The organism is Streptomyces sp. MMS24-W38 (genome assembly GCF_059889265.1).
In genome coordinates this window covers 4,240,764-4,258,566 of record NZ_JCBCPP010000001.1, presented here as the reverse complement: position 1 = coordinate 4,258,566, position 17,803 = coordinate 4,240,764, and the positions used below count along the sequence as shown (strand labels likewise).

The window sequence follows — 17,803 nt, the reverse complement described above, 5'->3', positions numbered from 1 at the left end:
AGCGTCATTGGTGTCAGCAACGCCCGGGGCGGACTGGTCGATGCAGGTTTGACATCCTCCCCCTCCTCAACGGAGGGGGATTCCGACCCGGGTGGGTCGAGGTTCACGGGCGCTCGAACGACCGGTGGCCGCTGTCACCCCTCCGGCACCGGCTGCCCGCCGGGGGCGGGGGACCCCGCCCTGTCCTGCCGCGACGTTGACCGCTGCGTTCTCATCCGCGTTGCAGCCGAACCCGCAGGACACGCAGACGAACTCGGCTTGGCTCTTGCGCGAGTCCTTCTCGATCCATCCGCAGGCACTGCACCGCAACGAGGTGTACGGGGCGGGCACGTCCTCCACCCGCCCGGGGAGCCTTCTCCCCGGTCCGGCGACGGAGCAGGCCCCAGCCCTGGGCGAGGATCGCCCGGTTCAGCCCGGCCTTCTGCCGCACCCGGGTACCGGGCTGTTCGACCGTGCCCCTAGCGGAGGCGGTCATGTTCTTGACGTTCAGCTTCTCGAACCGGATCAGGTCGTAGGTGCGGGCGAGCAGGGTGGAGGTCTTCTCGCACCAGTCCTTGCGCCGGGCCGCCTCCCGGGCCTTGATCCTGGCCACCTTCGCGTGCTCGTCCCGCTTGCGGTCGCTGCCCCTGGGGGCGCGGGCAGCGCGGCGCTGGTGCTTGCGGATCCGGGCCCGCTCCCGGGTGGTGAGCTGCGGGCAGTTCAGCCTCCGCCCGTCGGACAGGGCGGCGGTGATCGTCACGCCCCGATCGATGCCGATGACCTCCCCCGTGCCGGGCGCGTCGACCGTCTCGGGGATGACGGCGAAGGCGATGTGCCACTGCTGGTTGCGGAAGGTGACGCGGTAGGTCTTCGCCTGCGGCAGCCCGGCGCGGGTGAGGCGGAAGCGCACCCAGCCGCAGCCGGGCACCTTCACCCGCGCCCACCGCCGGTTCAGCCGCTGCACCACCACCGAGCGGCCCATGACCTGCCTGCCCCTGGCGTTCAGCTTCGGGGTGCCGTCCGGATCGGACTCGGGGACCCGGGCGGTGCCGATCACACGAAAGCCCTCATGCACGTGTTTCCTGCGCCAGGTCGGCTCGCCGAACCCGGAGGCGAACCGGGCCGTCTTGGCCCTGGCGAAGTCCCGCAGGGCCTGCTGCTGCACCTCCGCGTTCCCGGCCCGCAGCCACGCGTTGTCCCGCCGGACCTCGGTGAGCTGACGGCACTGCTCGGCGAACCCGGGCGCGGACCTGCGGCCCGGCTGCCAGTGCGCGTGCTGCTCGACGGCCAGGTTCCACACGTACCGGGCGTGCGCGCAGTGCCCGAGCATGACGCCCGCCTGCTCACCTGTCGGGTACATCCGAAACCGTGACATGCCGCCAAACCTAGCCTCGCCACTCGCTCGCCTCTGCGTATCCGGACGGGCTCACCCGAACGAGCGACCGACCCCCGCCACCACTCCCAGCCACGCACCATCACACCCTTCCCATGAGCAAGCCCGCCACCATCCTCTTCCGGGACGCCGCGTCGCCCCGCAGGCGATGCGGCTCCTCCTGCCCCGCTCCGCGGGAGCGGGCATGCACCCCGGCCCCGAAGCACCGGGCACCCAACCCGAGAACCAGGTGGAAGACGGAGTCGTGGATCCGGGTGGAGTTCGCGGCGGACGCGGACCGGGTGTCGGTCTTCTACACCTGGCACGACGGCCCGCCGCGCGTGGAGATAAACGACTACTGACCGGGCGGCCCGGCCCCCTCTCACCGCTCGCCCGTCACCGGAACACCGACGGCGGTGGCGCCGGGGAGTCGACCGCCGCCAGGTCGTCGACCGGGGCGGCACCGCCGGTGAAGTCCCTGAGTTCCCGCCCGTGTTGGACTCTCCCGGGGTGCGGGTCGGAGGCGGCGCGGCGGGTCAGCTCGGCGATCGGCAGGGGCACGTCGGAGGCGACCAGCACGGAGTTGCCGAAGCGTCTGCCGCGCAGCACCGCCGGGTCGGCGATCAGCGCGAGTTCGGCGAACCGGGCGGCGGCGGTGGCGATCTGGCCGCGCAGATGGGCCAGCGGCGGTCCGTCGGCGAGGTTGGCGACGTAGACCCCGCCGGGGGCGAGGGCCCTGCGGACGTCGTCCAGGAACTCGGTCGAGGTCAGGTGGGCGGGGGTGCGGGCCCCGCTGAACACGTCGGCGACGACGAGGTCGGCCCATCCGTCCCGTACCTTCGCGAGCCCTTCCCGGGCGTCCACCGAGCGCACCCTGATCCGCGCCCCGGGGTCCGGCGGCAGCTCCCTGCGGACCAGTCGCACCAGCCGCGCGTCCCGTTCGACGACCTGCTGGGTGGAGCGGGGCCGGGTGGCGGCGACGTACCGGGCGAGGGTGAACGCGCCGCCGCCGAGATGCACCGCCTGCACGGGCCGGCCGGCCGGCCCGGCGGTGTCGATGACGTGTCCGATCCGCCGCTGGTACTCGAAGGAGAGGTACGCCGGATCGTCCAGGTCGACGTGCGACTGCGGGGCGTCGTCGATCAGCAGCGTCCAGGCCCTCGGCCGTTCCCGGTCGGGGACGAGCCGGGCGAGCCCTCCGTCGACGCTCTCGACGACGGCTTCGACGGCGGCCCGCCCGCGTCCGGAGTTCCTGGACCTTCCCATGGGGCCATTGTCGCAACCCGCCCCGGACCGGCCCCGGCCACCCCGAGCACCGCGCGCGTTCCGGCCCGGCAGACTCAGCGGCAGCCGTCCACCGCGTCGAGCAGGCGTCGCGCCTCGCCCAGCGCCTCCCGCAGGACCGCGGGATCGGTGGCGAGGCCGGCGTCGCCCTCGGGCGGCAGCAGCCAGTCCGAGCCCTCCACCGGCGGCCCCTCGGGCACCAGGCCCAGCCCGCGGCCGTCGGTCTCCGTACAGGTGCTGCCCGGCACGTCCCACGCCGCGGCCGTCCCCGGCGGCACCAGGAACCCGAGTGTGCTCCCGCCGCCGTCGTGCAGTACGCGCCCCACCGCGTCCCCCGCCCCGGCCGCGCCGCGCCGGAGGATGTCCACCGCCTCCAGGCCCTGCCGGGCCGGAACCGTCACCACGTCGCAGCAGCCCGGCGGCCCGCCCGACGGTCTGCCCGACGGCGTTCGGGGTTCACTGTTCCGGCTGGTCACCATCCCGGCCTCCACGTTCCGGCTCCACCACACACGGGGTTCAACGCGACGGACCGTCATGGGCTACGGCGAAACCCAATAGCACAGAATGGCAGTTCATGGCGGATCACGGACGAGATATCCGGTTTGTGGCCAAACCTTGCGTGGCGACTCCGTCACAGCAGGTACGTTCTTGCCCGCCGGCAACAGAGCGGAGCGACGGATGGACCGCTCTGCCTCCGGCATGGTTCGACGGTTCGCAGAGAGGACCCGGCCATGGCGTCGTCAACGGTGCCCTCGTCCCAGCCCGACCGGCCACCACGGCCGAATCTCGTCTTCCGGCAACTGCGCGGAACGCGCTCGCCGGCCGAGTTCGCCGCGTCGGTCCGCAGGGCCGCTCGCGAGATAGGTGAGCGGGTCAGCTGTGACGCGCGGTACGTGCACCGGGTGGAGGCAGGCGAGATCCGCTGCCCCAACTACGCCTATGAACGGGTGTTCCTGCACATGTTTCCCGGCCGCACGCTGACCGACCTGGGCTTCGCGCCCCGCGCGTCGGTCCGCGGGCGCCGGGCACGGGACGACGGGGACACTCCCCCGGCACCCGACGCGGCCCCGGCACTCGCCACGAGTGAGACCGGCGGGGCCCCTGAGCCGTATGACACACAGAACCCGCACCACCCGCACCACCCGTACCACACGCACCACAACTACGAGGAGAGCGACGTGCTGCGTCGCGCATTCATGACCGGCGGGGGCGCCACGGTGGCCGCCGCCTCACTGGGCCCGCTCGCCCTGGCCCCGGACGCCTCGGCGGCACAGCGCGCCGTGCGCCGCCCCGGGGCGAGCGACGCGGGTGCCCTGGAAGACGCCGTCCGCCGGATCAGGCTGCTCGACGACCGGCACGGGGCCGACGGCCTCTACCGGAGGGCGGCGGAACCGCTGCGCGCCGCCTACGCCCTGCTCGACGCCGGGGCGACCCGGCAGCGGACGGCGGACCGGCTGTACGCGGGCGCCGGTGAACTGGCCATCTCGGTGGGCTGGCTGGCGCACGACTCGGGCCGGTTCGACGACGCCCGCTCGCACTACGCGGAGGCACTGGCGACCGCGCGGGTGACCGGGGATCCGGGGCTGGAGGCGCACGCCTTCTGCAACACGGCGTTCCTCGCCCGGGACTCGGGCAGGCCCCGGGAGGCGGTGCGGGCGGCGCAGGCCGCGCAGCGGGCCGCGCGCCCGCTCGGCTCCGCCCGGCTGATGTCGTTGCTGGCGCTGCGCGAGGCGGGCGGCTGGGCCGGGCTCGCCGACCGGTCCGGCTGCGAGCAGGCGCTGGCCCGCGCGCAGGCCTACTTCGACCGCGGCCCCGCGCCGGCCGACCCCGAGTGGATGTCCTTCTACGGGGAGGCCGAGCTGGAGGGCCTGGAGGCGCAGTGCTGGTCGACCCTGGGCGACTGGCCGCGGGCCGCCCGGCACGCGCGGCGGGCCGCCGAGCTCCAAAACCCGCACTTCACCCGCAACATCGCGCTGTACACGGCGGAGCTGGCGGACGACCTGGCCCGCGGCGGGCACCCGGACGAGGCGGCGGCCGCGGGGATGCGGGTGCTGGACCTGCTGCCCGAGGTCCAGTCGTCCCGGGTCCGCACGATGCTGGCGGGCACGGCCCGCGTGCTCCTCCCGCACCGCCGCACCTCGGACGTGTCGGCCTTCCTGGACCGCCACGACTCCCTCCCCCGCATGACGTGACCGCCCCGGCCCGGGCCTCAGGCCCGGGCCGGCACCGGGTCGGCTCACCCCGCCAGGTGACCCAGGTCGTTCCAGCTCTCGACGGCCGGCTCCCCGTACGCCCAGCCCAGGACCGACAGTGACGTCGGGTTGAGGCGGATGCGGGCCGCGAAGTCGAGCGGCAGCCCCAGCCAGCGGGCGCCGATCGAGCGCAGGATGTGGCCGTGGGCGAAGACCAGCACGTCCCGGTCGGCGGAGCGCGCCCAGGCGACCACCTCGTCCGCGCGGGCCGTCACCTCGGCGAGGGTCTCCCCCTCGGGCACGCCGTCGCGCCAGATCAGCCAGTCGGGGCGGTCCGCCCGTATCTCGTCGGGGGTCATGCCCTCGTACGCCCCGTAGTGCCACTCCATGAGGGTGTCCCAGGTCTGCGCGCGCTCGCCGAACCCGGCGAGCTCGCAGGTCTCCCGCGCGCGTACCAGCGGGCTGGTGCGCACCTCGACGCCCGGCAGCCCGTCGTACGGCGGCCGGTGCAGGCGCTCACCGAGCAGCTTGGCGCCCTGCCGGCCCTCGTCCAGGAGCGGCACGTCGGTCCTGCCGGTGTGCTTGCCGGACAACGACCATGCGGTCTGTCCGTGCCGGGCCAGCAGGATGCGCGGTGCCATGAGAGACCTTCCGGGAGAAATCGGGGGCGGAACCCCTCCATCATCGCGCACCCTGGGGTGGGGCAACCCGGCGGGCGATCTCAGCGTCTATCAGGGCCGAAGGCACCTCATGAGGGGCGCGAGTACGCCTAGAGTGGCTGTTCGGATCGCCGTGGGGGCGGGAGTGAGTGTGAAGGGGGAGGGCGATCGGATGCCGCACACCGAGACACCGGGCACCGAAGGGGCCCCGGCGATCCGGCTGCGCTGGTGGACCGAGCTGCCGCTGATCCTCCTCGTGTACGCCTGTTACTCGGCGGGGCGCCTGTTGGTCCGGGGCGACGTCACCGACGCCGTGGACCACGGACTGGCGATCCTGCGCATCGAGCAGGCGCTCCACCTCAACGCCGAGCACCCGCTCAACCGGCTGTTCACGCGCGAGCCGTGGCTGGGCATACCGGCCGACTTCTGGTACGCGTCGCTGCACTACCTGGTGACGCCCGCGCTCCTGGTCTGGCTGTTCCGTTCCCACGCGGTGCACTACCGCGCCGCCCGCACCTGGCTGATGACGTCCACCTTCATCGGGCTGATCGGCTTCACCCTGCTGCCCACCTGCCCGCCCAGGCTGCTCGACGCGAGCCACGGTTTCGTCGACACCATGGCCCAGTACAGCTCGTACGGCTGGTGGGCCGGTGAGGCCAGCGCCCCGCGGGGCCTGGGCGGGCTGACCAACCAGTACGCGGCGATGCCGAGCCTGCATGTGGGCTGGGCCCTGTGGTGCGGTGTGATCCTGTGGCGGATCGGCGGAACCCAGACGGCGCGGACCGCGCGGGCGGCGCGGGCGGCCGCCGTCGTCTATCCGCTGGTGACGGTCGTCGTGGTGATGGGCACCGCCAACCACTACTTCCTGGACGCGGTCGCGGGTGCCGCCGTGATGGGCGCCGGGCTGCTGCTCGCCCCCGTCGTGACGCGGTACACGGACCGGGTGAGGGCCCGTCTGCTGCCGCGCCCGGCGCCGGCCCCGGCGGCCTCTCCCGTCCCGGGTTCCCCGATTGTCAGTGCCGGATGCCAGACTTCCGCGGGTGAGCAATTTCCACGACAGCGGCCACGGCAGCGGCAGTTCGAGCCACGGTTCGCCCCGGAGACCGAGCCGGGCGGCGCTCCCCCCTCCGACCAGGGGGAAGGAGCCCAGGCCGCTCCGGCACCGGCTCGCTGAGCTGCGCGGTCCGGACGTGTCGGCGAAGGCGCTGGACGCACGCGCCCTGGCCGCCCTGGCCGCCAACCCGGGCTGCGCGCGCCGCGCGATCCTCGACGGCGCGGGCGTGGACAAGGCGAGACTGGCGGGCGCGCTGGGCTCGCCCTCGGTCTTCGGCCAGTCCCAGTTCGCGTTCGTCCGGGGCAACGCGTTCGAGGCCCGGGTCAAGGCGGACGGCGGTACGGAGCTGCTGCGGCTCGTCCACGAGAAGCTGGACCGCTCCGCGGAACCGCCCACCGGCGCGCGGGTGCCGGACCTGACCGCGTCCGGCCCCCAGGGGCGCGCCGCGCGCACGGAGTTGGCGCTGGGCGAGGCCGCGCGGGCGCGGGACGGGTGGACACTGCTCGACCACCCCCTGCTCGCGCTGGACGTCGCGGGCTCGCCGGCCTTCCTGGAACCGGACGCGGTGGTGGTGCACCCGGACGGCAGCTGGACGGTCGTGGAGATCAAGTCCTTCCCCATGCTGGACGGGGCGGCGGACCCGGCGAAGGTCGGCGCGGCGGCCCGGCAGGCGGCGGTGTACGTGCTGGCGCTGGAGGAGGTCGCCGCCCGCCTCACCACCGTCCCGGCCCCCCGCGTGCGGCACAGGATCCTGCTGGTGTGCCCGAAGGACTTCTCCAACCTGCCGACCGCGTCCGCCGTGGACGTGCGCAAGCAGCGCGCGGTGACCGCCCGCCAGCTGGCCCGGCTCACCCGGATCGAGGACATCGCCGGCGCGCTCCCCGAGGGCACCTGTTTCGCACCCGAGCTGCCCCGCGAGCGGCTCACGGCGGCCGTGGAGTCGGTCCCGGCGAGCTACGCGCCGGAGTGCCTGTCCGCGTGCGAGCTGGCCTTCCACTGCCGGGACCGTTCCCGCGCGCAGGGCGCGGTGACCTCCCTGGGCCGCCCGGTCCGTGCCGAACTGGGCGGTCTGACGACGGTCGAGGACGTGCTGGCGGCGGCCCGCGGTGAGGCCGGCGATCCCGACGATCCGACGGTGGCCGCCCTGCGCAGGGCGGCGGCGCTGCGGGCGGAGGCCCTCGCCGACGCACCGGCCCCCGTCGGCGCACAAGCCCTCACCGGCCGCCCGGAGGTGGCCCCTTGTCGCTGATCGCCACCCTGGCCCGCCTCGAGGCCGTCAGCACCGGCCGCGCCCAGCCCGCCGCCACCGTCCGGCACCGGCATCTGTCCGAACGGCCGCTGGTGTTCGTGCCGCTGATCACCGCCGGTGAGGCGGGTGCCCCGCTCGGCGCGCTGGTGGGCACCGACCGGGACGCGCCGCGGCTGCTGGCCGTGCCGCAGCCGCGCGACCGGGACCTCAGATTCGCGTTCCTGGCCGAACTGGCCGACGTGGTCCTGCCGTACGTGGACGGCTGCGCCGAGGCGGTGGAGGCCGCGGAACGCGGCGAGACCGACCCGGAGACCGGAAAGCGGGTCAAGGTCGAGGTCGAGCTGTGCGCGGACGCGCCGCAGCTGATCGTGCCGAGCCGGGCCGGCGTCGACCTCGTACGGCTCCTCGGCCGTTCCACCCGGTTCCGGCGCACGGCGGAGCAGGACCCGGAGGCGCCCTTCCCGGCACCGCCCCGGGTGCCGTTGCTGGGGCGGTGGCTGACGCACTTCGGGGAGCGGGCCCGGGTGCCCGGCTCGTCGCTCCTGACCGCCATGACGGATCTGCTGGGCCGGCACTGGGCGACCGGCCAGTCCACGCTGGAGGACCAGCACCTGGGGGCGCTGCTCGCCTGGATCGACCCGCCCGAGGGACGCTCCGGGGCCGAGGCGGCGCGGGAGGCGGAGCTGGCGCGGGACGCCGGCGGACAGTTGTTGTGTCCGCCCGCGGGCCCGGCGACCGACCCCGCGTTCGACAACAAGCTGCTCGCCCCGGCCGTCGAGCGGTACGACCGCGCCCGCAGCGCGCTCGCCGCCGCGGAGGACGGTCTGCAGGCCGACGACCGGCTCGGCTCGCTGGCCGCCGCCGAGCGGGAGATCCGCGCGCTGGTGGAGAGCCGTACGCGGCCCACCTGGGACGCGGTGTGGCGGGGCCTGGACCTGCTGCGCGCGCTGCCGGAGGGGGCGCGCGTCGAGGAGCGGTGGACGCGCGACCGCTGGTCGTTCACCGGTCACCGGGACCGGGTACTGGCCGGTGAACCGCCGCAGCCGCGCCGCGACGACGCGGTGACGGCGGCGAACAAGCTCGCCACGCGCGAGCGGGAGCAGGCCCGGCTGGAGGCCCAGGAGGCCCTGGACGACCCGCTGGTGATGGCGGGCCGGCGGCTGTCCGGGGAAGCGTTCGCGGGCGAGGTCGTCGAGGTCGTCATGGCGTACAGCGAGAGCAAGCGGCCGAGCCCCCGCCCGCTGGTCACCGTCCGGACGGACGACCACCCGTACCTGGGCGAGCGGACCAGGGTGTACCGCTCGCTGGGCGGGAAGCCGCAGACGGCCGAGTTCGTCGCCGTGGAGGCCTCAGAAGCCGGAGAAGCTGAGGAAACGGACGGGTCCCTGCTCGTGCTGCGGATCCTGGACAAGATGGGCCGCGGCAAGGAGCCCGAGGCGGGTTCGGTGCCGGAGAAGGGCGACCGGCTCTGCTTCACGCTGTTCGAGCACGAGCCGCGCGGCGGGGCGAAGCTCCCCGACCCGGAGGAGACCCCGTGGACCCACGGCGGCCCGCCCGGTGCCGCGGCCGCCACACCGGAGGCCGCCGACCCGGTGACCGAGGAGGACCTGCTGTGACCACCGAGGCCGTGACCACCGGGCCTGTGGCCCCCGAGGTCGCCTTCGACCCCGGCGCGGCGGCCACCCGTGCCACCGACGCGATCCTGCGCGACACGCTGCACGGCACCGCGCGCGGTGTGGTCGTCGACTCCCCGCCCGGCGCCGGAAAGTCCACGCTGGTGGTCCGCGCGGCACTGGAACTGGCCGAGGCGGGGCGCCCGTTGATGGTGGTGGCGCAGACCAACGCGCAGGTCGACGACCTGGTCCTGCGGCTCGCCGAGAAGAACCCGGACCTGCCGGTCGGCCGGCTGCACAGCAGCGACACCGACCCGTACGACAAGGCGCTGGACGAGCTGGAGAACGTCCGCAAGTCGGCGAAGGCCGCCGATCTCGCCGGGCTCGACGTGGTCATCTCCACGGCCGCCAAGTGGGCGCACGTCAAGGGCGTCGAACCGTGGGCGCACGCGATCGTCGACGAGGCGTACCAGATGCGCTCGGACGCGCTGCTCGCCGTGGCGGGGCTGTTCGAGCGGGCGCTGTTCGTGGGCGATCCGGGGCAGTTGGACCCGTTCTCGATCGTGGGCGGCGAGCAGTGGGCGGGCCTTTCCTACGACCCGTCCGCGTCCGCCGTGACGACCCTGCTCGCCCACAATCCCGAGCTGCCGCAGCACCGTCTGCCGGTGTCGTGGCGGCTGCCCGCCTCGGCGGCGCCCCTGGTGTCGGACGCGTTCTACCCGTACACGCGGTTCCGCAGCGGCACCGGCCCCGGCGACCGGCGGCTCACCCTCGGTGTCCCGTCGGACGGCTCGGGTCCGGACCGGGTGATCGACGAGGCGGCCGAGTCCGGCTGGGGCCTGTTGGAGCTGCCCGCCCGGCACACCCCGCGCACCGACCCGGAGGCGGTCCGGGCGGTGGCCCTGGTCGTCCGCCGGCTGCTGGACCGGGAGGGCGCAGCAACCTCGGAACGCTCCCCCACCCCCACCCCCCTGACCGCCGACCGCATCGCCGTAGGCACCGCCCACCGCGACCAGGCGGCGGCGGTCCGGGCGGCCCTCACAGAACTCGGCGTGACGGACGTGGTTGTCGACACGGCAAACCGCCTCCAGGGCCGCGAGTACGACGTCACCGTCGTACTCCACCCCCTCTCCGGCCGCCCCGACGCCACCGCCTTCCACCTGGAAACCGGCAGACTGTGCGTCCTGGCCTCCCGCCACCGGCACGCCTGCATCGTGGTGTGCAGGGCGGGCGTGGGCGAGCTGCTGGACGCCTACCCGTCGACGGAACCGGTCCAGCTGGGCACCCTCGTGAAGTTTCCGGATGGCTGGGAGGCGAACCACTCGGTCCTGGCCCACCTCGCGGAACACCGCGTCGCATGGCGACCCTGACCGTCGCGGGCCCGGTCGCACCTGCCCGGCAGACGACCGGCACGGCGCCACCCCCTCCGCCGGACGGAGTCCGGCACGCCGCCGGAGGCGGCCGACGGCCACAGCCCGGATGGCTGGGAGGCGAACCACTCGGTCCTGGCCCACCTCGCGGAACACCGCGTCGCATGGCGACCCTGACCGTCGCGGGCCCGGTCGCACCTGCCCGGCAGACGACCGGCACGGCGCCACCCCCTCCGCCGGACGGAGTCCGGCACGCCGCCGGAGGCGGCCGACGGCCACAGCCCGGATGGCTGGGAGGCGAACCACTCGGTCCTGGCCCACCTCGCGGAACACCGCGTCGCATGGCGACCCTGACCGTCGCGGGCCCGGTCGCACCTGCCCGGCAGACGACCGGCACGGCGCCACCCCCTCCGCCGGACGGAGTCCGGCACGCCGCCGGAGGCGGCCGACGGCCACAGCCCGGATGGCTGGGAGGCGAACCACTCGGTCCTGGCCCACCTCGCGGAACACCGCGTCGCATGGCGACCCTGACCGTCGCGGGCCCGGTCGCACCTGCCCGGCAGACGACCGGCACGGCGCCACCCCCTCCGCCGGACGGAGTCCGGCACGCCGCCGGAGGCGGCCGACGGCCACAGCCCGGATGGCTGGGAGGCGAACCACTCGGTCCTGGCCCACCTCGCGGAACACCGCGTCGCATGGCGACCCTGACCGTCGCGGGCCCGGTCGCACCTGCCCGGCAGACGACCGGCACGGCGCCACCCCCTCCGCCGGACGGAGTCCGGCACGCCGCCGGAGGCGGCCGACGGCCACAGCCCGGATGGCTGGGAGGCGAACCACTCGGTCCTGGCCCACCTCGCGGAACACCGCGTCGCATGGCGACCCTGACCGTCGCGGGCCCGGTCGCACCTGCTCCGAGGCCCTCTTGCCAGGGCGCGGGACAATGGACGGTGGCCCACTCACCGGCGGGCCGACGTGACGTACGCGTACGACCGGCATGACGAGCACGACGTGTCCGACGTGTACAGCGTGTACGACGAGAAGGCCAAGCAAGAGGGAGATGACATGGCGGAGCCCACGCCGCACCGGGACCGACCGCGGCTACGCCCCGCGCCCCTGCTGTTCGAGCCCGCGGAGGCGGCCGCCGATCCGGAGCACTTCTTCGACCTGGAATCGATTGACGACCCGCGCGCGCTGCTGGAGCGGGCGACGGAGCTGACGCTCGCGTTCCGCGCGGCGACGGACCGGGCGGTGGAGTTCCAGGCCGTGGCGGCGGCGCAGCTGGCCGACCCGCGGCGCTTCGACCGGCTGACGCCGGCCGCCATCGCCGAGCGGGCCGAGTGGACCGAGGACTACGCGAAGAAGATGATCGAGTTCGGTCGGGACCTGCTGCACGGGAGTGAGGGCCGGGGGCACGCCGACCCGGTGTGAGCGGCGTACGCACGGTCGCGCGCGTCCCCGCGCGACCGGCCACCGCCCTCGAGCAGACACGGCATATGCCAGGTGGGCAAGATACCGCCTCCCCGCCCCGGTGTCCTCGATTCCCGCAACCCTGGGAAATCGTTCCCTCACCGCGGGTAGACAGGCTTCATGAGCAGTGCACGCAAGGTATCCGACGTCAGCGGTGTCACCCCGGACGGCGCCGCCTGGCTCGCCTCCGCAGGAACGTATCCGCGCAGCACCCTCTCGCTCTGGGAGGAGCGGCCGCACGCGCCCGTCGTGCTGCCCTGCGGCTCCGCCTTCGACGTGGTGAGCGCCCCCTCGACCTTCGGGCGCCGGATGCTGGACCGGATGTGGGACGAGGGGCCGGGCTCCGGTCCGGTGGCCGAGTTCCGCGGCCGGATGCTGCTGTTCTCGGCACCCGGCACCGCCCAGCGGCTGCCGGCGCTGCTGGAGTGGGAGGAGTGGGACGCCCGCGGCAGGACGGCCGGGGAGGCGGGCCGTACGGGCGCCGTCCCGCCCCTGCTGTGCCACGGCACCGGCGACGCGGTGACCGTTCCGGCCCCGGATCCCGGCGACCGGGCGGACCGCTCCGGCTCGCGCTGGCTGGTCGCCCCGGACACGCGTCACCCCTGGTTACCGGGCCCGGAGGTGCTGCTCTGGGCGGCCGTACGGGCGGCGCGCGCGGCCGTGCGGATATCGATTTTTCCTCCCGCCGACCAGGGTGCTAATGTCTACGACGTCAGCAGGCGCCGCTAGCTCAGTTGGTTAGAGCAGCTGACTCTTAATCAGCGGGTCCGGGGTTCGAGTCCCTGGCGGCGCACGACACGTGAAAGGCCCCTTGCGAAAGCAAGGGGCCTTTCACGTGTCTTTTCTCCCCTCCCCGGGCCCGATGCTGATCTGCACCGTCCACGCCCCCGAAGCCGTACGCTCCAGCACCTCCACCCGCACCCCCTCCCCCGGCACCGTGAAGCTCTCGCCGAGGGCGACCGGGGCGTCCGCGAGGGACGGGTAGACCGAGTCCCCCCGGCAGGCCTCCGTGTGCGGGTGGGCGTCGACGACCTCGATCGGCCCCTCGCCGGACCGGGTGGTGCCGCGCACCTTGTAGACCAGCACCCCCGACCGGCAGGCGCCCGCGTCGTCGCCGACGGGACCGCGCGCCTCGAAGGCGAGCACGCTGTCCGGGCCGGTGCGCACCACGGCGAGCTTGATGCCCCGGCCCAGCCCGAAGGACGGCGCCCCGGCGGCACCGGTCACCGGCACGCCGGGCCCCGCCCCGAGCGGCTCCAGCGTCAGCCGCACGGGCCCCGCGTCCTGCACGCACCGCACCTGGCGGGGCTCCAGCCAGCCCAGCTTCCACTTGTGCCAGCCGAACAGGTCGGGGGCGAGGGCGAACTGGCTGCCCATCAGGTCCCAGTCGCCGACGTGGGTGTCCCAGTCGCCCTTGCCGTCCACGGGCCGGTTGTAGAGGTCGGGGAGGTCGAAGACATGGCCGGTCTCATGGGCGAGGACCAGCCGGTCCGGCGGCTGGTCCTCGAACACGGTGACGATCCGGCGGATGTCGGTGCCGTCCGCCCGCATCGGGGCCTCCAGGTTGACGACCTTGGTGGCGTCGGAGTCCACCCCGGGCGCGTCCGGGTCGGCGACGAAGTACACGACGTCGTAGCGCGAGAAGTCGACCTTCGGGTCGGCGGCGGCGAGCGCGTCGCGCAGGTAGGCGGACCGGTCCCGCACGGTCCAGTCACGCTGTATGGCGTACGCGGTGGACGGGTGCGGCATCGGGATCCAGCCACGCTGGATGTGCGGGCGCAGGGTGAACCTGTTGTAGGAGGCCCGGTGGAAGAAGTCGCTGGTGGCGGGGAAGTGGTCGGCGGCGATGTCGTCGGGGGTGGTCAGGGGGTGCGAGTCCGGGAAGGACAGGAACACCATGACGGCGTCCAGCCGGCCGGTCGGCCGGGGGTAGGCGGCGTTCCAGGTGTCCAGGCCCTCCGAGTGGTGCGCGTCGGTGCGGGTCAGGGCGCAGGGCTCCGCGGAGAAGGGCTTGGCGTCGGAGGGCCCCGTCACCAGGGACGTGGCCGCGAGCGCCGACAGGGTGGTGAGCACGGCCGCCGCGCTGCGCAGCCGGGGGCGGCCGTGCTCACCACCCTGTCGGCCCAATCCCCTGAGAGCCTCTTGACCGAGTCGCCTCAGGGGGAGCTGGCGCGGCACAAAGACCTCCGGGAAACGGTTTGCGGGACACCGCACCCAGAATGTGGTTGATTGTCATACTGCGCCCTGTTTATCTGCACCGGACGGGTGAGGGGCCGAGGAATCCGTTCACGTTCGACACCTCGAACCACTTACGGAACGTCACAACCGGTCTCAGGCCTGAAGAAGCCGTCCACCTCCGAGCGGAAACGATCTGGCAGAGATGCGGGACCGTGCTGGACACTGGACAGTGACTGGAAGGGCTCCGGGTCGGCCTCTATGATCGGCACACTTTCCTGAGACATTCCTGAGGCTTTCCGGCACGGACAGCGATCGAGTGCACGGCGGGAGCGAGCGGTGAGCGGAACGTCCGAAGGGCCGACGCCCACAGCAGACCTCAACCGGCCGACCGTCACGGAGAGTGACATCTCTGCCCCACCCCGTACCGAACGTGAAGAGCCGACCTCACCTCAGGCGCCCTCGTCGCCCTCACCCCAGGCGCTCCCGCCGTCGTACCGCTCCGTCTTCACGGCCGCTCCGCTCGCCATGGCGGTGGTCGACCGCGAGGGCAGGGTGGTCAGCGCCAACAGCACCCTCGCCACCCTGCTGGGCCGAGCCCCGGACACCCTGGTCGGGGCCGTCGCCGCCGAGCTGGTGGACCTCTCCTCCGACGCGCGCGCCTGGCACTCCTACCGCGAGGTGCTGTGCGGCCGGCAGGCGAAGCTGCGCTGCACCCGCCGGCTCAAGCACCCCGAGGGGCACTCGCTGTGGGTGCAGGTGTCGGTCGCGCCACTCCCCCCTGAGGCGGCGGACGCGGGGGACGCGCACGAGGGGCCCGGCGTCCTGCTGTCCGTCGCCGACGTCAGCGCCCGCCGCGAACTCCAGGCCCGGCTCCACTACTTGCAGATGCACGACCCGGTGACCCGGCTGCCCAACCGCACCCTGTTCTTCGAACGGCTGACGGCCGCCCTGGAGGCGGAGTCCTACGAGCAGAGCGGCACCGGCCGGATCGGGCTCTGCTCCCTGGACCTCGACGGGTTCAAGGCCATCAACGACGCCCTGGGCCACCGCGTCGGCGACCGGCTGCTGGCCGCCGTCGCCGAACGGCTGACGCTGTGCGCCGAGGAGGCGGGCCGGTCCAGGACCGGCACCCCGCTGGTGGCCCGGCTCGGCGGGGACGAGTTCGCGCTGCTGGTCGAGGACTCCACGGGCACCGAACAGCTCGCCGACCTCGCCGAGTCGGTGCTCGGGGCGATCCAGGACCCCTTCGACGTGGACGGCCGGCGGCTGTCGGTCTCGGCGTCCATCGGGGTGGTCGAACGGCACGCGGCCGGGACCACGCCCACCGCGCTGATGCAGGCCGCCGACACGACGCTCTACTGGGCGAAGGCCGACGGCAAGTCCCGCTGGACGCTGTTCGACCCGGAACGCAACGCGCACCGCATGACCCGCCAGGCCCTCGCCTCCACGCTGCGCCCCGCCGTCGACCGGGGCGAGTTCACGCTGGAGTACCAGCCGCTGGTCGGCATGGAGGACGACCGGGTGCACGGTGTGGAGGCCCTGGTCCGCTGGAACCACCCGCAGTTCGGCACCCTGACACCGAACCGGTTCATCTCCATCGCCGAGGAGGACGGCTCGATCGTCCAGCTCGGGCGCTGGGTGCTGCGCACCGCCTGCCGGCAGGCCCGCCGCTGGCAGGTCGAGCACCCCACCGAGCCGCCGATCTTCGTCAGCGTCAATGTGGCGGTCCGGCAGGTCTGGGACTCCGACCTGGTCGCGGACGTCGCCGAGACCCTGACGGAGACGGGCCTCGCCCCGCAGCTGCTCCAGCTGGAGCTGACCGAGTCGGCGGTGATGGGCTCCTCGGGTCGGCCCCTCCAGGCGCTGAAGGCGCTCAGCGACATGGGCGTACGCATCGCCATCGACGACTTCGGCACCGGCTACTCGAACCTGGCCTACCTCAGCCGGCTGCCGGTGTCGGTGCTGAAACTGGACGGCGCCTTCGTCCGGGGCTTCCCCTACGAGGACCGGGACGAGACGCCCAGCCCGGCGGACGAGGCCATCGTCGAGGCGATGGTGCAGCTCGCCCACCGGCTGGGGCTGACGGTCACCGCGGAGTGCGTGGAGACCACGGCGCAGGCCACCCGGCTGCGCCGGATCGGGTGTGACACCGGGCAGGGCTGGCTTTACTCCCGTCCGGTGTCGCCGGACCGCATCTCCGAACTGCTGGGCACGCCGGGGGTTCAGGCGGACGTCGTCGGCAACCCGTAGGCATCGGCGATGAGTTCGTAGGAACGCAGGCGTATGTCACCGCTGTGCGCGTTGGCCGTGATCATCAGCTCGTCGGCGCCGGTGCGCTTGTGCAGCTCGTCCAGGCCGGCGCGGACCTCGTCCGGGGTGCCGTGCACGACGTTGGCGTTCCAGGACTCGACGAAGTCCTGCTCCATCGGCGAGAACGGGTACGCCTCCGCCTCCTCGGGGGTGGGCACCAGGCCGGGGCGGCCGGTGCGCAGCCGGACCATGTTGAGCGCGGCGGCCAGGACCTGGCGCCGGGCCTCCTTCTCGTCGTCGGTCGCGAGCGCGGAGACCCCGATCAGGGCGTAGGGCTCGTCGAGGACCTCGCTCGGGGTGAACGACTCGCGGTAGAGGTCCAGCGCGGGGACGGTGTTCTGCGCGGAGAAGTGGTGGGCGAAGGCGAACGGCAGGCCGAGCAGGCCGGCCAGCCGGGCGCTGAAGCCGGAGGAGCCGAGCAGCCAGATCGGCGGCCGGTGCGTCGACTGCACCCCGCCGGGCGAGGTCGCCTGGACCGGGCCGGGGACGGCGTGGATGCGGCGGTAGCGGTGGCCGTCGGGGAAGTCGTCGTCCAGGAAGCGGGTCAGCTCGGCGAGCTGCTGGGGGAAGTCGTCGGCGCCCTCGTGCAGCCGCTCGGTGCGGCGCAGGGCGGCGGCGGTGGCGCCGTCGGTGCCGGGGGCGCGGCCGAGGCCGAGGTCGATCCGGCCGGGGGCCATGGCCTCGAGCGTGCCGAACTGCTCGGCGATGACGAGCGGGGCGTGGTTGGGCAGCATGACCCCGCCCGAGCCGAGCCGGATGCGGTCGGTGTGCGCGGCGAGGTGGGCCAGGATCACCGCCGGGGACGAGGACGCCACACCCGGCATGGAGTGGTGCTCGGCGACCCAGAACCGGTGGAAGCCGCGCGCCTCGGCGAGACGGGCGAGGTCGACACCGGTGCGCAGCGCCTCGGTGGCGGTGTGGCCGGCGCCCACGGTGACCAGGTCGAGGACGGACAGGGGCACGGGGGCGGTGCCCTGTGCCGTGCCTCGGATCTCGTCGGCTGCGGTGTCGTCTGCGGCCACGGTGGGGTGCCTCCTGTTTCGGGTGACGTCTCACCGGTCCACCAACAGGAGGGT

The 17,803-nt window shown here is 73.9% G+C and carries 16 protein-coding genes and 1 tRNA gene; 10 read left to right on the top strand and 7 right to left on the bottom strand.

The window, feature by feature from the left end; all coding sequences use genetic code 11:
• Positions 1 to 66: 66 nt before the first annotated feature.
• Together AC6F7H_RS18375 and AC6F7H_RS18370 are read right to left on the bottom strand one after the other, a co-directional pair.
• Positions 67 to 330 (bottom strand): zinc ribbon domain-containing protein, encoded by a 264-nt coding sequence (locus tag AC6F7H_RS18375; RefSeq protein ID WP_500758034.1) that lies wholly within the window; start codon positions 328 to 330, stop codon positions 67 to 69.
• On the bottom strand, positions 212 to 1,354 hold the full coding sequence (locus AC6F7H_RS18370; RefSeq protein ID WP_500758033.1) for an RNA-guided endonuclease InsQ/TnpB family protein: 1,143 nt from the start codon (positions 1,352 to 1,354) through the stop codon (positions 212 to 214). Before AC6F7H_RS18370 ends, AC6F7H_RS18375 begins: the two co-directional genes overlap by 119 nt.
• A 113-nt stretch (positions 1,355 to 1,467) precedes the next feature.
• Between AC6F7H_RS18370 and AC6F7H_RS18365 the strand changes: the two genes are divergently transcribed.
• A complete protein-coding gene (locus AC6F7H_RS18365) occupies positions 1,468 to 1,713 on the top strand; it encodes a hypothetical protein (protein WP_500762202.1) in 246 nt (81 codons plus the stop codon).
• 34 nt (positions 1,714 to 1,747) lie between these two features.
• Here AC6F7H_RS18365 and AC6F7H_RS18360 read toward each other — a convergent pair whose 3' ends face one another.
• Positions 1,748 to 2,617: a spermidine synthase gene (locus AC6F7H_RS18360; RefSeq protein WP_500758032.1), complete on the bottom strand. Its 870-nt coding sequence runs from the start codon at positions 2,615 to 2,617 to the stop codon at positions 1,748 to 1,750.
• 74 nt (positions 2,618 to 2,691) lie between these two features.
• On the bottom strand, positions 2,692 to 3,114 hold the full coding sequence (locus AC6F7H_RS18355) for a hypothetical protein (RefSeq protein WP_500758031.1): 423 nt from the start codon (positions 3,112 to 3,114) through the stop codon (positions 2,692 to 2,694).
• Positions 3,115 to 3,366: 252 nt separating this feature from the next.
• Between AC6F7H_RS18355 and AC6F7H_RS18350 the strand changes: the two genes are divergently transcribed.
• Positions 3,367 to 4,827: an NsdA family TPR-like regulatory protein gene (locus AC6F7H_RS18350; RefSeq protein ID WP_500758030.1), complete on the top strand. Its 1,461-nt coding sequence runs from the start codon at positions 3,367 to 3,369 to the stop codon at positions 4,825 to 4,827.
• Between the two features lie 44 nt (positions 4,828 to 4,871).
• Here the strand turns inward: AC6F7H_RS18350 and AC6F7H_RS18345 are convergent, their stop codons facing one another.
• Positions 4,872 to 5,468 (bottom strand): histidine phosphatase family protein, encoded by a 597-nt coding sequence (locus tag AC6F7H_RS18345; protein WP_457459121.1) that lies wholly within the window; start codon positions 5,466 to 5,468, stop codon positions 4,872 to 4,874.
• Between the two features lie 190 nt (positions 5,469 to 5,658).
• On the opposite strand from AC6F7H_RS18345, the gene AC6F7H_RS18340 reads away from it, so the two are divergent.
• The 7 genes from AC6F7H_RS18340 (at position 5,659) to AC6F7H_RS18310 (ending at position 13,032) form a co-directional block, all read left to right on the top strand.
• On the top strand, positions 5,659 to 6,660 hold the full coding sequence (locus AC6F7H_RS18340; RefSeq protein WP_500758029.1) for a phosphatase PAP2 family protein: 1,002 nt from the start codon (positions 5,659 to 5,661) through the stop codon (positions 6,658 to 6,660).
• Position 6,661: 1 nt separating this feature from the next.
• On the top strand, positions 6,662 to 7,789 hold the full coding sequence (locus AC6F7H_RS18335; RefSeq protein WP_500761911.1) for a hypothetical protein: 1,128 nt from the start codon (positions 6,662 to 6,664) through the stop codon (positions 7,787 to 7,789).
• Positions 7,780 to 9,405, top strand: coding sequence for a hypothetical protein (locus AC6F7H_RS18330; RefSeq protein ID WP_500758028.1), 1,626 nt, complete (start codon positions 7,780 to 7,782; stop codon positions 9,403 to 9,405). The genes AC6F7H_RS18335 and AC6F7H_RS18330 overlap by 10 nt, the downstream gene beginning before the upstream one ends.
• A complete protein-coding gene (locus tag AC6F7H_RS18325; protein ID WP_500758027.1) occupies positions 9,402 to 10,772 on the top strand; it encodes an AAA family ATPase in 1,371 nt (456 codons plus the stop codon). Before AC6F7H_RS18330 ends, AC6F7H_RS18325 begins: the two co-directional genes overlap by 4 nt.
• A 1,062-nt stretch (positions 10,773 to 11,834) precedes the next feature.
• Positions 11,835 to 12,200 (top strand): DUF8844 domain-containing protein, encoded by a 366-nt coding sequence (locus tag AC6F7H_RS18320; protein WP_109380878.1) that lies wholly within the window; start codon positions 11,835 to 11,837, stop codon positions 12,198 to 12,200.
• Between the two features lie 159 nt (positions 12,201 to 12,359).
• Positions 12,360 to 12,968, top strand: coding sequence for a bifunctional DNA primase/polymerase (locus tag AC6F7H_RS18315; protein ID WP_500758026.1), 609 nt, complete (start codon positions 12,360 to 12,362; stop codon positions 12,966 to 12,968).
• A tRNA-Lys gene (locus tag AC6F7H_RS18310) sits at positions 12,959 to 13,032 on the top strand. The genes AC6F7H_RS18315 and AC6F7H_RS18310 overlap by 10 nt, the downstream gene beginning before the upstream one ends.
• 38 nt (positions 13,033 to 13,070) lie before the next feature.
• On the opposite strand, the gene AC6F7H_RS18305 is transcribed toward AC6F7H_RS18310, so the two are convergent.
• Positions 13,071 to 14,366, bottom strand: coding sequence for a M6 family metalloprotease domain-containing protein (locus tag AC6F7H_RS18305; RefSeq protein WP_500758025.1), 1,296 nt, complete (start codon positions 14,364 to 14,366; stop codon positions 13,071 to 13,073).
• Positions 14,367 to 14,753: 387 nt separating this feature from the next.
• Here AC6F7H_RS18305 and AC6F7H_RS18300 point away from each other — a divergent pair, with 387 nt between their 5' ends.
• Positions 14,754 to 16,667, top strand: a complete 1,914-nt coding sequence (locus AC6F7H_RS18300) for a putative bifunctional diguanylate cyclase/phosphodiesterase (RefSeq protein WP_500758024.1) — start codon at positions 14,754 to 14,756, stop codon at positions 16,665 to 16,667.
• Here AC6F7H_RS18300 and AC6F7H_RS18295 read toward each other — a convergent pair.
• Positions 16,640 to 17,749, bottom strand: a complete 1,110-nt coding sequence (locus AC6F7H_RS18295; RefSeq protein WP_500758023.1) for an LLM class flavin-dependent oxidoreductase — start codon at positions 17,747 to 17,749, stop codon at positions 16,640 to 16,642. The two genes, AC6F7H_RS18300 and AC6F7H_RS18295, sit on opposite strands and share 28 nt — an antisense overlap.
• Between the last annotated feature and the right edge of the window lie 54 nt (positions 17,750 to 17,803).